Below are 15,106 nucleotides of genomic sequence, written 5' to 3'. Positions count from 1 at the left end.
GTGTGCGGCGCAGGCGTTGTCACTGTTGCTGGGGCACCGCCAGCCACTGGCCGATGACCTTCTGGTAGCTGCCATTTGCCTTGCTCAGGTGCAGCCACTGATCGACGTACATTTTCCAGGTGATGTCGTCCCGTGGCAGCAGGTAGGCCTTCTCGCCATACTGCAAGTAGCGGCTGGGGTTGACGGCGCAAAGACCGGGCTTGAGTTTCTGCTGGTAGAGCGCTTCCGAGGCATCGGTGATCATCACGTCTGCCCGCTTGTCCAGCAGTTCCTGGAAGATGGTCACGTTGTCGTGGAACTTGAGTTGCCCTTTGGGCAGGAACGCCCGGACGAAAGCTTCGTTGGTGCCGCCGGCCGGTTCCACCAGGCGCACCGAAGGCTGGTTGAGCTGCTCGATGGTCTGGTAGCGCGCCTGGTCCTCGCAACGCACCAGCGGGATTTTGCCATCCACATCCAGGGTGGTGCTGAAGTTGGCTTTTTTCTGACGCTCCAGGGTCACGGAAATCCCACCCATGCCGATATCGCATTTACCGGCGACCATGTCCGGCATCAGGGTTTTCCAGCTGGTCTGCACCCATTGAACCTTGACCCCTAGGCTGGCGGCCAGCGAACGGGCCATGTCAATGTCGATCCCCTCGTATTCACCTGTTTCGGCTTTGTAGGTGTAAGGCTTGTAGTCGCCCGTCGTACACACTTTCAGCTCGCCGCGTTGCAGGACCTGATCAAGGTGCGAAGGGGCTGGCTCGGCAAGGGCGCTGCCGCAGAACGCCAGCAGGCCACAGAACGTCATTGTGTTTGTTATGTTTTTCATAGGGATTGCACGTCTCGCAAGGGAGGGGACAAGACGGGCAGTGTAGTGAAAAGGTTGGCGGGCTGTCATTGGCGCCTCAAACTTCGCAGGTGTGCTGCCTTCGCCTCTGTCATCATGGGCGATGGCAGACTTGGGTCAGGGGAGAAACACGTTTCGGATGGACGCATCAGTCGTCAGAATTACGCTTATGTTGATGGTCCCAGGGATCCTGTCGGTCTTTGGGGTTGCGTTCGTCTGCGCCTGGTTTATCGACAAAAAACGCGACTATCTGCTGCTCCTGGCTGGTGGCTGTGGCCTGTTCGCGTGTGGCGCCACGTCGCAGCTTTTCGGCTGGCCTCCCGGGGTCGGGCCCAATGCCATTGTGTCCGGCGCGCTGTATACCTCGGCGGTCCTGGCGGTGGCCGAAGGCGTTTTGCTGCGCTCGCAAAAACGCCTCGGCTGGCGGCTGGACGTGGCCGTGGTATGCGTCATTTCCCTGGCACTGGCCTGGTTCTTTTATATCGACCGCAACCTGCTTGCGCGCATCTACATCCAGAACTTCGGCTATGGTGCGATTTTGCTTGTGGCGGCGGTCAAGCTCAGATCGCTGTTACGCGGGCGACTCGTTGACAAGGCGCTGTTCTGGGTGTTGCTGGTCTTCGCGTTGCATTTCTTTCCGCGGACCCTGTTGACTGTCGGGCTGTCGGTGCCGCTGGACCGGGTCGCTTTCGCCAACTCGGTGTTCTGGCAGGCGCTCCAATTGTCCCTGGCGGTGCTCGGTATCGGACTTGCCTTTGTGATTCTCGCCGCGGCCATTGCTGACGTGATCGATGACCTGCGTCGCGAACGCGATTTTGACCCGTTGACCGGTGTCTTGAACCGGCGCGGCTTCGAAGAACGGGTGTCGATGCTGCTGATGAAGAGCCAGGGCGGCACGACAGCGCTGGCACTGTGCGATATCGACAACTTCAAGAACATCAACGATAGCCATGGCCATGACGTGGGCGATAACGTCTTGCGCGAAGTTGGCCAACTGCTGCGTACTTCGGCGCGCAAACGGGATATCGTCGGGCGCCTCGGTGGTGAAGAGTTCGCTGTGCTCCTGCCGGATACCGATGCCCGGGAAGCTTACGAATGTGCCGAGCGCTTGCGGGCGGCTATCGAGAACGGTACGCCTGTCACGCGCGATACGGTCGGGCCGGTCACGGCGAGCTTCGGTGTCGGCAGTCTAGACGCCAGGGAGACCTGGCAGGATCTCTACAAGCGTGTAGATATCTTGCTTTACCAGGCGAAGCGAACCGGGCGCAATCGCACGGTGGCCGATGAAGTTCCGGGTCGGATCGATAGGCCCGCCGAGGTCCAGTCATAGGCGGCGAGCGCGAGCCGGGGTTGCTAGCGTGAAATGATCCCGTGATCGATGGCGTATTTCACCAGGGCCGCGGGTTTGTCGATGTTGAGCTTGCGGCGGATGCTCAGGCGATGGGTTTCGACGGTGCGCACGCTGATGTCCAGTTCCCGGGCCATTTCCTTGTTGTTCAGCCCCTGGACCATTTTGTACAACACCTGACTCTCGCGCGGCGTCAGCTCGTTGTCGGTGGTTGGGTCGGTGGCCAGCCGTTGGGCGATCTCGGCACTGTAGAAGGTGCCACCGCTGATGATGGCTTCAATGGCCGCAATGATTTCCCGCGAAGGGGCATTCTTGAGCACGTAGCCACTGGCGCCGCAGCGCACGGACTCACTCACATACTCATAATTGTCGTACATGCTCAGGATGAGGATCTTGAGGTTGGGGTATTGCTTGCCCAGCAGGCGGGTCAGTTCAAGCCCGTTCATGTCCTTGAGGCTGATGTCCATCAGCAACAGGTCCGGTTGGCAGCGCCCGACCATCTCGATGGCCTGTGCACCATTCTCGGCTTCGCCCACCACGTCCAGTTGGGGCATGACGGACAACAGGGCCCTGATGCCGTCGCGGACCAGGGAATGATCATCGACCAGCGCGACGCGGATCACAGAGGGCAGGTTCATCGGCAGGTGCTCTTTTCAGGTTGGGCGCGCATCAGCTTTGTGTCGCCAGCATGTTCATGGGCAGCAGGATATCCAGCTCGCTTCGTCCCGGCACCGAGGTCATTTCCAGCCGTCCGCCGAAATGCTCGACCCGCTCGCGGATATTGCGCAGGCCGATGCCGGCGTGGCCACGTTCGACCTGCGGTACGTTGAAACCCATCCCGTCGTCCACCACCGTCAGGCGCAAGGACTGGCCGGACCCGAACAGGGTGATGCCGACACTTTTCGCCCCGGCGTGACGCTCGATATTGGTCAAGGCTTCCTGAGCAATGCGAAACAGCGAAACCGGTGCTCCATTTTCCAGGCGGCAATCGAATTCGTTGCTTTTGTACGACACTTCAAGCCCGCTGCGTTGCTGGAATTCGGCCGCGAGCTGGCCGATGGCGGCGGACAGGCCCAGGGTGTCGAGCAGGGAGGAGCGCAAGTCGTGGGAGATGTTGCGGATCTCGCCAATGGCTTCCCCCAGCCGGTCTGTCGCGTTCTTCAGGATGCCCAGGCCGTTTTCCTGCCCCTTTTCGAGGACATGACTGGCCAGTTCAAACTGGAATTTTATCGACACCAGTAATTGGCTGATGCCGTCGTGCAGCTCGCGTGAAACTCGCGCGCGTTCCTCTTCCTGCAAGCTGACGATGCGCTGGTTCAGTCGTTGCAGCTTTTTGTCGGCCAAGCGATGTTCGCTGACGTTGAGGGTCATGCCGCCGGCAAACACCAGCAGGACCGCCACCAGCGCAATGGCGGCGATGGCCTGCATGGTGGTGTGGATGCCCTGGGCCACTTCAGCGCGGGCTTGCTGGGTGGCGCGCTCGACATCCTCCAGGTAAATCCCGGTCCCGAGCATCCAACCCCAGCGATCCAGCATCACCACATAGGCCAGCTTGTCGGTCACCTGGCCGGAGGAGGGCTTGTTCCAGGCGTAGCGCTGGAAACCTTCGCCGGATTCGGCGCTCTTGAGCAGTGCCTGGATCACCGGCAGCCCCTGGGGATCTTTCATGTCCCAGAGGTATTGGCCCACCAGTTCGGACTGTCGGGCATGCATCAGGCTGCGGCCCTGGCGGTCGTAGACGAAGAAATAGCCATTGATGCCGAAACTGAGCTTGCGCAGCTCCTCCAGCACCTGCTGCTGCGCGCGTGCGTCGCCCTGGCCGTTGTTATACAGCGGGGCGATCAGGCTTTGCGCCATTTCGACGTAGTTTTTCAGCTCCGCGCGCTTGCTGGCCAGGATGCTGTCTTCGATCAGTTGCGCCTGTTGATCACCCAACTGGCGATTAAGCGAGATCACCAAGGCGCAGATGACGGCAATCGCCAGGACCAGGGGCAGAATTCCCAAGGCGACGATTTTGTGTTTGAGCAGCATGTGTACTCCTGTCCGGACTCAACGGGGGGAGGCGAATGGTCAGCATCATAACGCTGTGGGAGCAAAGCTTGCTCGCGATCGCGACGGATCAGCCAGGACTGTTGCCAACAGACCCAGCGTTATCGCGAGCAAGCTTTGCTCCCACAGTCGTTAGCCTGCATTGGCTTTGCATGGGCTCACACAGAGGGATTCCACGAGAATCTACGTAGAACTACGTAGATGGCCCGTACGTAGTACTGCGGATTTATTTATTGACGGCTTCCACGGATATTGGGCCGGCTCCGAATAGTCGGGGCACACTATAAAAACAATCGCCGCAATCCACTGGATATCGGCAGGAGACACGCAATGACAACCCGTCTGGTTAAACACCTTGCCTGGTTTGCCGTGGCTGTTCTGGGAGCTTGTGCGTTGAGTGTCGTGGCCTTGCGCCGCGGCGAACCGATCAACGCCCTCTGGATCGTCGTCGCAGCCGTGGCCATCTACCTGGTCGCCTACCGCTACTACAGCCTGTTCATCGCCAATAACGTGATGCAACTCGATGCGCGCCGGGCTACCCCCGCCGTGCTCAACAACGATGGCCTGGACTATGTCCCGACCAACAAACACATCCTGTTCGGCCACCACTTCGCGGCCATTGCCGGTGCGGGGCCGCTGGTCGGGCCGGTACTGGCGGCGCAGATGGGCTACCTGCCCGGTACGCTCTGGCTGATCGCCGGGGTGGTGCTGGCCGGTGCCGTGCAGGACTTCATGGTCCTGTTCCTGTCCACTCGTCGCAACGGTCGCTCCCTGGGCGACATGGTCCGCGAAGAGATGGGCCGCGTTCCCGGCACCATCGCGCTGTTCGGCTGCTTCCTGATCATGATCATCATCCTCGCGGTGCTGGCGCTGATCGTGGTCAAGGCCCTGGCCGAGAGCCCGTGGGGGATCTTCACGGTGATGGCGACCATCCCGATCGCGATGTTCATGGGCATCTACATGCGCTACATCCGCCCGGGCCGCATTGGTGAAATCTCCCTCATCGGCGTGCTGTTGCTGCTGGGTTCGATCTGGCTCGGCGGGCAAGTGGCCGCAGACCCGGTCTGGGCCGAGGCCTTCACCTTCACCGGCGTGCAAATCACCTGGATGCTGATCGGCTACGGTTTTGTTGCCGCGGTGTTGCCGATCTGGCTGATCCTGGCGCCGCGCGACTACCTGTCCACCTTCTTGAAGATTGGCACCATCGTCGCCCTGGCGATCGGCATCCTGGTCACCATGCCCGAGCTGAAAATGCCGGCACTGACCCAGTTCACCGACGGCACGGGCCCGGTGTGGAAGGGCGGATTGTTCCCGTTCCTGTTCATCACCATCGCCTGTGGCGCGGTCTCGGGTTTCCACGCGCTGATCTCTTCGGGCACCACGCCGAAGATGCTCGATAACGAAGTCAACGCCCGCTACATCGGTTACGGCGGCATGCTGATGGAGTCGTTCGTGGCCATCATGGCAATGGTCGCCGCTTCGGTGATCGAGCCGGGTGTGTACTTCGCCATGAACAGCCCGGCGGCGATCGTCGGCGGTGATGTGGTGAGCGTGGCGCAGACTGTCAGCAGTTGGGGCTTTGCAATCACCCCCGAAGCGCTGCAGGCGGTGGCCAATGACATCGGCGAGACCACCATCCTGGCCCGTGCCGGCGGTGCGCCGACGCTGGCGGTGGGGATCGCGCAGATCCTGCACTCGGTGTTGCCGGGTGAGAACACCATGGCGTTCTGGTACCACTTCGCAATCCTGTTCGAGGCGCTGTTCATCCTCACGGCGGTAGACGCCGGCACCCGTGCCGGGCGCTTCATGCTGCAGGACCTGCTGGGCTCGTTCGTCCCGGCCCTCAAGCGGACCGAATCCTGGGTCGCCAACCTGATCGCCACCGCCGGCTGTGTGGCGCTGTGGGGCTACCTGTTGTACCAGGGCGTGATCGATCCGCTGGGCGGCATCAACACCTTGTGGCCGCTGTTCGGCATCTCCAACCAGATGCTGGCCGGTATCGCCCTGATGCTCGGCACCGTGGTACTGATCAAGATGAAGCGCCAGCGCTACGTCTGGGTGACCATGCTGCCGGCGGTCTGGCTGCTGATCTGCACCACCACGGCGGGCCTGATCAAGCTGTTCGACGCCAACCCGGCGATCGGCTTCCTGGCCCTGGCGCGCAAATACAACGATGCCCTGGCCGCCGGCCAGATCCTGGCCCCGGCCAAGAGCATCGAGCAGATGCAGCACGTGGTGTACAACGCTTACACCAACGCAACGCTGACGGTGTTGTTCCTGCTGGTGGTCTTCAGCATCCTGTTCTACGCGCTCAAGGTCGGCATCGCTGCCTGGGGTCACAAGGAACGCACGGATAAAGAAGCCCCCTTCCAGGCCGTGCCGGACGCCTGAATCGAGGATTGCAACGATGTTCAATGACTTGAGTCGCCTCGGTAAATACCTCGGTCAGGCCGCCCGCCTGATGGTCGGCATGCCCGACTACGACAACTACGTCGAGCACATGCAAAGCAAACACCCGGACAAACCGTTGATGGACTACGAGGCGTTCTTCCGCGAACGCCAGGAAGCCCGATACGGTGGCAAGGCGGGACCCAAGTGCTGTTGATCAACTGATTTCAGGTTGATGAGGTAACCCTGTGGGAGCGGGCTTGTTCGCGAAGGCGTAGGGTCAGTTACGATGATGTTGACTGACCCACCGCCATCGCGAGCAAGCTCGCTCGCACAGTTGTTTTGGGGTGGCCTTGGGTTCGCATACACCACAGACCCCTTGTGGGAGCGAGCCTGCTCGCGATGGCATCAGGTCAGCAGCATTGATGTTTGCTGATCCACCGCTTTCGCGAGCAGGCTCGCTCCCACAGTTGTTTTGGGGCGGCCTCGGGATTTGCATACACCACCGATCCCCTTGTGGGAGCGAGCCTGCTCGCGATGGCATCAGGTCAGCAGCATTGATGTTTGCTGATCCACCGCTTTCGCGAGCAAGCCCGCTCCCACAGTTATTTTGGGGCAGCCTCGGGATTTGCATACACCACCGCTCCCACAGTTGTTTTGGGGCGGCCTCGGGATTTGCATCACCACAGAACCCTTGTGGGAGCGAGCCTGCTCGCGATGGCGTCAGGTCAGCAGCATGTATGTTTGCTGACCCACCGCTTTCGCGAGCAGGCTTGCTCCCACCGTTGTTTTGGGGTGGTCTCGGGATGTGCATCAGCACCGAGCCAGGTGCAATGCATCACTCTGCCAACAGCACCGCTGCATCGAACCCGACCCGCAAATTGCCCCAATGGCGGCCGCCGAAGAAGAACGGTACGTCGATCTCGGTCATGATTTCCCCGGTATCGCGCAGGTAGGTCTGGAGCAGGAAGCGTTGGGTGTTGCCCGCCGCACGCAGGCCGATCGGGTCGTTGAAGATGCGCTTGTTGCGGCACACCGGCAGGTCGACGGTGCGGTCACCGGTCGGTTGTTTCGAAACCCAGCTGTTGTTCACTGGGCAATAACCCTTGGTGTCGACGATGAATGAGACTTTGCCGCCCGGGGTGCTGCGGGTGAGTTTGTCGCATTCTTCCTGGCAGACTTGGGCAAAACGCTCGGTGTAGCTGGTCATGTATTGCTTGGGATCGGTGCCGGGGATCAGTTGGTAGTTCTGATCGAACAGGTTGAGGCCATCCTGCTGCAGCGCCTCCAATTGGACCTGGAGGTTGTCGCGGCACTGGCTGGCCCGGGTGATGGCGGCATCCAGCTTGCCATGGCCGAGCACGAACCGGCCCAACAATGCCTGGACCTTTTCAGCGACACCGGACAAGTCACGGGTAGCCGTTGCCGAATGCTGCATGCGCTGATCAATCGACTGGCTGTCGGCATGGATCTGCGTAACCCGTTCGTTGATACCCGTGTTGGATTCGGCGAAAAGCTGGATATGGGACGCGATATCGGCCAACTTGCCATTGGTGGATTCGAAGTCGCCGATCATGCTTTCGAAATGGCCCGAGGCACGCTCCACGACTTTCTGGGTTTCCCGGGCGCTGTGGCTGATCTGGTTGGTCTGTTCATGTGTGGAACTGACTTCTTCGAGCATGGCGTCGATGTTTCGTGAGATGTCGTCGGTAGCCCGGCTGACATTCTGCGCCAAGGTGCGCACCTCATCGGCCACCACGGCAAACCCCCGACCGCTTTCACCGGCCCGGGCGGCTTCGATGGCCGCGTTGAGGGCCAGCAGGTTGGTTTGGGCAGAGATCTGCTGGATCAGCCCAACGATGGACTTGATGCTCGAAGAACGTTGGTTCAGGGCGCCTACCAGCGTGGCGAATTCATTGAGGCTGCTGGAGATTTCACTGATGTTGCCCGTCACTTCCAGCAGTTCTGCATAGGAGTCGCGGGCCATGCTCAGGTTCTGCGCAGTGGTGCTGGAAATGCCCTGAGTCTGGCGCGAGACTTCTTCGATGCGACCTACGGCGGTGTTGCTCTGGTCCATCACTTCCTTGGCGAAGCGTGCCTGGTGAGTAGCGCTGTCGCTGGAGTCGCTGATGTTTTTCAACGAACGCGCCGATTCGACCGCAATGTGCACGGTCAGCGCCTGGACATTACTGATGATCTCCCGCTGCTTGGCCAGGAAGCGGTTGCAAGTGTCGGCCAGCACGCGGATTTCGTCGTGGGTCACCAGAGGCAGGTCTTTGGACAGGTCGCCTTCGCCGCTGGCGATCTCCTCGAGCGCCTTGGTCATGGCCGTGACGGGGCGCACGATGAGGTGGCGAAAGTACCAGACCATGAAGCTGATCATGCACAGCGTCAGCAGCGCGCCGAAGAGCAGGGCATGGGTGAGGCTGTCGAGCCGGCCTTCGACTTGCCCCAGCAGCGCGGGGTCCAGTTGCGCAGTGTGCAACTGCAGCACAATGTCGGCGCGGGCACTGACTGCCACCCAGTAAAGCAAGCCACTGACCACGACCAGCAGGAAAAGGCTCGACAGCTTTTTGGTGAGCGTATCGAAAAACTGCATCTCGATAGACTCGTACAAGGCCTTTAGCGTCTGCATCCGTTGCTCCCGGGTAAAAAATCACTTTGATTGCATACATTCGACCGCGCACGGCAAAGCTTTAGGGAAATGGGCGATTTGATATCACTGCGGCGGTTTCCGCGATCTTTAACCCGTCCCAGTAGGTGAGGGAACGCGGATGTCAATATCCAGAGTGGCGAAGGTAGACGAAAGTCGTACTAGCGCTCTGCCCAGCGACTGCTACGGTTTGAGTGGAAAACAATAAAAACAACGGGAGTTGATTTCCATGTCCACTCAAAAGCAACAGGCTGCGCGTGCCTACTGGACGGAGAACCTGCGCTGGATGCTGGTATTGCTGGCAATCTGGTTCTTGGTGTCGTTCGGCTTTGGCATTTTGCTGGTTGACCAGCTCAACACCATCAGCTTCTTCGGTACGCCCCTGGGATTCTGGTTTGCCCAGCAGGGGTCCATCTATGTCTTTGTGCTCGAGATCTTCTTCTATGTCTGGAAGATGAATCAGCTCGATCGCAAATATGACGTCCACGAAGACTGAGGCCGACGAGCATGGATACCCAAACCCTGATCTACCTGTTCGTCGGTGCGTCCTTTGCGCTCTATATCGCCATTGCCATCTGGACGCGCGCCGGCTCCACCAGCGAGTACTACGTCGCCAGCAAAGGCGTGCACCCGGTACTCAACGGCATGGCCACCGGGGCCGACTGGATGTCGGCCGCCTCGTTCATCTCCATGGCCGGGATCATCGCCTTCGCCGGCTATGACGGCTCGGTCTACCTGATGGGCTGGACCGGCGGCTATGTGCTGCTGGCGATGTGTCTGGCGCCGTATCTGCGCAAGTTCGGCAAGTTCACCGTCCCAGAGTTCGTCGGCGCGCGTTACTACTCGCAGACGGCGCGGGTGGTGGCGGTGATCTGCGTGATCTTCATTTCCTTCACGTATGTGGCAGGGCAGATGCGCGGTGTGGGCATCGTGTTCTCCCGTTACCTGGAAGTGGATATCAATACCGGCGTGATGATCGGTATGGCCATCGTGTTCTTCTATTCCGTACTGGGCGGCATGAAGGGCATCACCTACACGCAGGTGGCGCAGTACTGCGTGATGATTTTTGCCTACATGGTGCCGGCGATCTACATCTCGATCATGATCACCGGTAATCCGATCCCGCAACTGGGCTTCATCAGCGAGGTCACCGGCTCCGGCCAGAGTGTGATCGAGCGGCTCAACGGGCTGGGTGCGGAACTCGGTTTCACGGCCTATACCGACGGCACCAAATCGACCACCGACGTGTTTTTCATCACCATGGCGCTGATGGTCGGTACTGCGGGCCTGCCTCATGTGATCGTGCGTTTCTTCACCACCCCGACAGTGCGTGATGCGCGCAAGTCAGCAGGTTACGCACTGCTGTTCATCGCCATCCTCTACACCACCGCACCGGCCGTGGCGGCTTTCGCGCGCACCAACCTGCTGACCTCGATCCCCAACGTCAGCTACGCCACCGCGCCAGCCTGGTTCAAGACCTGGGAAAATTCGGGGCTGATCGCCTGGGCGGACAAAAACAATGACGGCATCATCCAGTATGGCCCGGGGGCAGCCCTGGTCGGCGCGCCGAGCTTCACGGGTGAACGCGGAGCGAACGAGCAGCGGCTGCTGAGCAACCAGGTTTCACCAGTGGCCAACGAACTGTATGTCGACAACGACATCATGGTTCTGGCCAACCCGGAGATTGCCGGGTTGCCAGGCTGGGTCATCGCCCTGATTGCCGCCGGTGGCCTGGCGGCGGCGCTGTCGACGGCAGCGGGGTTGCTGCTGGTGATTTCCACATCGGTCTCCCATGACCTGCTCAAAAGCAACATCATGCCCAGGATTACTGAAAAGCAAGAGTTGCTGGCCGCCCGGATCGCCGCTGGCGTGGCGGTACTGATCGCCGGGTTGTTCGGCATCTACCCGCCGGCATTCGTGGCCCAGGTGGTGGCGTTCGCCTTTGGACTGGCGGCGTCCTCGTTCTTCCCGGTGATTGTCATGGGGATCTTCTCCAAACGCATGAACCGCGAAGGCGCGATCGCCGGGATGATTGTGGGGCTGACGTTTACATTCACCTACATCGTCTACTTCAAATTCATCAATCCGGCGATGAACACTGCCGAGCACTGGTGGCTGGGCGTATCGCCGGAAGGCATCGGCACCCTGGGGATGCTCTTCAACTTTGCGGCCGCGGTAGTGGTGTCACGCTTTACCGCGCCGCCGCCGGAGCACATTCAGCACCTGGTGGAAGATATCCGGGTTCCAAGGGGGGCGGGTGCGGCCATCGATCATTGATGTGCGGTAAGCCCTGATAACAGGGGTGGGAAACGAACAAAGGCGCCGGAGTGATCCGGCGTCTTTTTTTTGCGCGGGTCAAGCGGGAAAGCGTTAGAAATATTTACTGGGAATCATTCTCAAAGTATATTCTCTCTCATTAACATCCCTCTGTGAGTGCTGCGTCTTGAATCGTTCCACCCCTCTCGCTACCCGCAACGCCTTTTTCAAAGGCGTGTTGCCAACGCTGTCCTGCTGTTTCATCGCAAGCCCTTTGTGGGCGCAGGACATTCTCGAACTGCCAACCACGGACATCCAGGGCAGTCGCATCACTCAGGACGAAGGGTACACGGCGTCGCAAGCCAGCACCGCGAGCAAAAGCGATGTACCGATCAAGGAAGAGGCGCAGTCGATCAACGTGGTGACCCGGCAGACCCTGGCGGACTATCAGGTGCGCTCGCTGGGCGATGCGATGAAATTTGTCAGCGGCGTCAGCCAGGGCAATACCCTGGGCGGTTCGCGGGATTCGCTGGTCAAGCGCGGTTTCGGCACCAACGATGACGGCTCGATCCTGCGCGATGGTGTGCGTTCGAACCTGGGACGTAACTTCAGCGCCACCACCGAGCGGGTCGAAGTGCTCAAGGGCCCGGCCTCGATGTTATACGGCGCGCTGGAGCCCGGCGGCCTGGTCAACATCATCAGCAAGAAACCCGAATACACCCAGAGCACCACACTGAGCGGCTCGGCCTACAGCGAAGGTGGCGGCACCATGGCCCTGGATACCACCGGGCCGTTGGGCGATACCGGCCTGGCGTATCGGTTGATTGCCGAGCGTGGGCATGAGGATTATTGGCGCAACTATGGCGTCAACGAGAGCACGCTGGTGGCGCCGTCCCTGGCCTGGACGGGTGAGCGGGCCTCGTTGAACCTCAGTTATGAGTACAACGAATATTCCAATCCCTTCGACCGCGGCACTGTATTCACCGACGGGCATCCGGCCGACATTGACTACAACAAGCGCCTTGATGAGCCTTGGGCCAAAAGCGTGGGGATTCGCGAAACGGCGACAGCGCGGTTTGAGTATGAGCTGAGTGAAGCGTGGAAGACCCGCGTGACCTATGGCTGGAACAATGATCGGTATAGTCTTTCGATTGCGCAGCCGCGGCTGCCGAACGGAGTTTTCCAGCGTGCCGCCAACGGCGCGCACTATGACGATGAAACCCGCTACGCCAGTTGGGATTTCATGGGCAAGCAGGAACTGTTCGGCCAGCGTCATGACCTGTTGATCGGTGTCGACAATCAGGTGTCCGATCAATTCCGTGGCAAAACCTATCGCGGAGCTTATCAATCAGGCTTTGACCCTGCGGCACCGGTGTACGGTGGTCTGGGGGAGCCAAGCACGGTAAATGCGCCGCAAAGCAACTTGAGCAACAAGCTGACTTCCAGTTCGGTGTATCTCAAGGACAACTGGCATCTGGATGACCGCTGGATCCTGGTCTTTGGGGGCCGTTACCAGCATTACGATCAATACGCCGACCAAGGCATGCTCACGCGCGTCCACGTTCGTGACGATAACGGCGATGCCTTTGTCCCATTCCTGGGCCTCGTCTATAAAGCCACCGAGGAACTGTCGCTTTATGGCAACTACAGCCGGTCGTTCAAGCCTAACGATACCGTCGATAAAAACCTTGCCACCTTCAAACCGGAAGAGGGCCGCAGCTATGAAATCGGCGCCAAGTACGATCCATTGCCAGGCTTGAACATCAACCTCGCCCTGTTCGACATCGTTAAAAAGAACGTGGTGACCACTGTTGACGACGTCTCCGAAGCCGCCGGCAAAGTTGGCTCCCAAGGCCTGGAGTTGGACATCACCGGTCGCCTGGCCGACCGTTGGGACTTGATAGGCACTTACGCCTACACCCATACCGAGATATTGGATGACCCGAAAAACGAAGGTCATCGCCTGCCCGACGCACCCAAGCACACCGCCAGCCTGTACCTGACCCACCATCTGAACGTGCCCGCTGAATTCGGCGCGTGGCACGCCGGCGCCGGTGCGCGTTATGTTGGAGAGCGCGCCGCGAATGCCGCCAACGGTTTCTGGCTCAGCAGCTACACCGTGGCCGACGCCTTCCTGCGCTGGGAGTCACCGGTATTGGGGCACAAGACCTCGTTGCAGGTGAACGTGGACAACCTGTTCGATAAACACTACTACCCGTCTTCCACCGGCAGCGAAGTGCAGGTCAATGTCGGCGAACCGCGTACCGCCCGCCTGAGTGCCAGCGTGACGTTCTGAGTGCGCTGTTCTGAAAACAAAAAATGCCCGGAAACTAATCCGGGCATTTTTTTATTCGGGGTCAGCGGCTACGCCGGTGTGCGGCCCACGGGTATCTGTGCGATCTCACGTTTAGCGCCCGCCCTCAACGCGTGGCGCAGCTTCAGCGCCGGTCGCTCAACGCAGTAATACGACAAGCCACTCAATGCCAGCGACAACACCAGCACCAGTGTAATCATCAGGGCGCTGTACTCAACCGGCCAGAACGCCCGCAACACGTACATCACCACAAAATGGTTGAGGAACACGCCATAGCTGATATTCCCCAGAAACTCATCCATCCAGTGATGCTTGAGCCTGCTGAGCACATGCACCGCCGGCACACCCAAGACTATGCCCAAGGTTACTTCTGCGTTGAAGGGGCGGCGGGGAATGAACCCGACAACAATGGCCAGGAACATTATCGCTGCCACGACCGTGGTGATGGAGGCGACCCATAGTCCTTTGGGCTGGGCGTGGTACAGGTAGCTGCCGCACAGGAAGATGAACAACACGCCCGGCAGTAGACGGTAGCCGTAGATGTCGGTGTTGACGTAGCCCAGCGAGGCGACCAGGAAAACCGTTACGGACACCGCGAACGCAATGCCTCGGGCCTTATAAAGGATCAGAAACGGGATCAGCAGGTAAAAGCACATCTCCAGCCCCAGAGACCAGCCAGGTGGCAGGATCTCCGGCACAGTGATGCCGAACATATAGAAACCCAGCGGCACGATGGGCAGGCTGGTGGCGATGTTTTCGATTGTCAGCGCCGCCGCCTGTGGCGTGCCCGGCAGCAGGAAATGAATCACCGCGCAGGAGAGGACGAAATACAGAAGGAACTGCGGGTAAAGTCTCAACAATCGGTCAAGGTAGAACAGGCCGATTTTCCCTGGGACGTTGTAGCTCCTGTCGATCAAGGGCGTCATCACAAAACCGCTGATAATCAGAAACGACACCACGGCAACAACGCCGGGGTTGAAGCCTACGAACATCACGCCCATGTGGGAAATCGCCACGAGCATGGCCAGCAGCAACCGATAACTCCCCACGCCCATCATCCTTAATCAGAGTTGATCCGTTGAACGATTAAGTTATTGGGGTTTATCGGCGCTGAACAGAGGTTTGCGGGGCGGCGGCGGGGAAGTGGGGAAATTTGGCAGATATGACATCGTTGTCTCAGTCAGACCCCATCGCGAGCAGGCTCGCTCCCACATTGGCCGCGGGTGTTCACTCATTATGTGAACGCCATAGCGCCCCTGTGGGAGCGAG

The 15,106-nt window shown here is 59.7% G+C and carries 11 protein-coding genes; 6 read left to right on the top strand and 5 right to left on the bottom strand.

Annotation, left to right across the window (positions count from 1 at the left end):
- Positions 1–19 precede the first annotated feature (19 nt).
- Positions 20–811: a transporter substrate-binding domain-containing protein gene (locus tag PSEUDOMOFG3G_RS14725; RefSeq protein WP_076385101.1), complete on the bottom strand. Its 792-nt coding sequence runs from the start codon at positions 809–811 to the stop codon at positions 20–22.
- Between the two features lie 187 nt (positions 812–998).
- Between PSEUDOMOFG3G_RS14725 and PSEUDOMOFG3G_RS14720 the strand changes: the two genes are divergently transcribed.
- Complete coding sequence (locus PSEUDOMOFG3G_RS14720; protein ID WP_218939014.1) at positions 999–2,159, top strand: GGDEF domain-containing protein; 1,161 nt, start codon at positions 999–1,001, stop codon at positions 2,157–2,159.
- 23 nt (positions 2,160–2,182) lie between these two features.
- On the opposite strand, the gene PSEUDOMOFG3G_RS14715 is transcribed toward PSEUDOMOFG3G_RS14720, so the two are convergent.
- Together PSEUDOMOFG3G_RS14715 and PSEUDOMOFG3G_RS14710 are read right to left on the bottom strand one after the other, a co-directional pair.
- Positions 2,183–2,815, bottom strand: coding sequence for a response regulator transcription factor (locus PSEUDOMOFG3G_RS14715; RefSeq protein ID WP_047229883.1), 633 nt, complete (start codon positions 2,813–2,815; stop codon positions 2,183–2,185).
- 31 nt (positions 2,816–2,846) lie between these two features.
- Positions 2,847–4,208 (bottom strand): cache domain-containing protein, encoded by a 1,362-nt coding sequence (locus PSEUDOMOFG3G_RS14710; RefSeq protein ID WP_047229882.1) that lies wholly within the window; start codon positions 4,206–4,208, stop codon positions 2,847–2,849.
- A gap of 348 nt (positions 4,209–4,556) precedes the next feature.
- Between PSEUDOMOFG3G_RS14710 and PSEUDOMOFG3G_RS14705 the strand changes: the two genes are divergently transcribed.
- On the top strand, positions 4,557–6,617 hold the full coding sequence (locus PSEUDOMOFG3G_RS14705) for a carbon starvation CstA family protein (protein ID WP_076385097.1): 2,061 nt from the start codon (positions 4,557–4,559) through the stop codon (positions 6,615–6,617).
- 16 nt (positions 6,618–6,633) lie between these two features.
- Positions 6,634–6,831, top strand: a complete 198-nt coding sequence (locus PSEUDOMOFG3G_RS14700) for a YbdD/YjiX family protein (RefSeq protein ID WP_047230563.1) — start codon at positions 6,634–6,636, stop codon at positions 6,829–6,831.
- A gap of 621 nt (positions 6,832–7,452) precedes the next feature.
- Here the strand turns inward: PSEUDOMOFG3G_RS14700 and PSEUDOMOFG3G_RS14695 are convergent.
- On the bottom strand, positions 7,453–9,249 hold the full coding sequence (locus PSEUDOMOFG3G_RS14695; protein WP_139050407.1) for a methyl-accepting chemotaxis protein: 1,797 nt from the start codon (positions 9,247–9,249) through the stop codon (positions 7,453–7,455).
- Positions 9,250–9,496: 247 nt separating this feature from the next.
- Between PSEUDOMOFG3G_RS14695 and PSEUDOMOFG3G_RS14690 the strand changes: the two genes are divergently transcribed.
- The 3 genes from PSEUDOMOFG3G_RS14690 (at position 9,497) to PSEUDOMOFG3G_RS14680 (ending at position 13,819) form a co-directional block, all read left to right on the top strand.
- On the top strand, positions 9,497–9,763 hold the full coding sequence (locus PSEUDOMOFG3G_RS14690) for a DUF4212 domain-containing protein (protein WP_047230535.1): 267 nt from the start codon (positions 9,497–9,499) through the stop codon (positions 9,761–9,763).
- 11 nt (positions 9,764–9,774) lie between these two features.
- Entirely contained in the window at positions 9,775–11,544 is a 1,770-nt protein-coding gene (locus PSEUDOMOFG3G_RS14685; RefSeq protein ID WP_139050406.1) for a sodium:solute symporter family protein, read from the top strand.
- Between the two features lie 166 nt (positions 11,545–11,710).
- A complete protein-coding gene (locus tag PSEUDOMOFG3G_RS14680) occupies positions 11,711–13,819 on the top strand; it encodes a TonB-dependent siderophore receptor (RefSeq protein WP_139050405.1) in 2,109 nt (702 codons plus the stop codon).
- Positions 13,820–13,887: 68 nt separating this feature from the next.
- Here PSEUDOMOFG3G_RS14680 and PSEUDOMOFG3G_RS14675 read toward each other — a convergent pair whose 3' ends face one another.
- Entirely contained in the window at positions 13,888–14,895 is a 1,008-nt protein-coding gene (locus PSEUDOMOFG3G_RS14675) for an acyltransferase (protein ID WP_171061381.1), read from the bottom strand.
- Positions 14,896–15,106: the final 211 nt, after the last annotated feature.

The sequence above is a fragment of the Pseudomonas sp. FG-3G genome, from assembly GCF_901007645.1.
Taxonomy (GTDB): domain Bacteria; phylum Pseudomonadota; class Gammaproteobacteria; order Pseudomonadales; family Pseudomonadaceae; genus Aquipseudomonas; species Aquipseudomonas rhizophila.
This window is presented reverse-complemented; position numbering and strand designations above follow the sequence as displayed.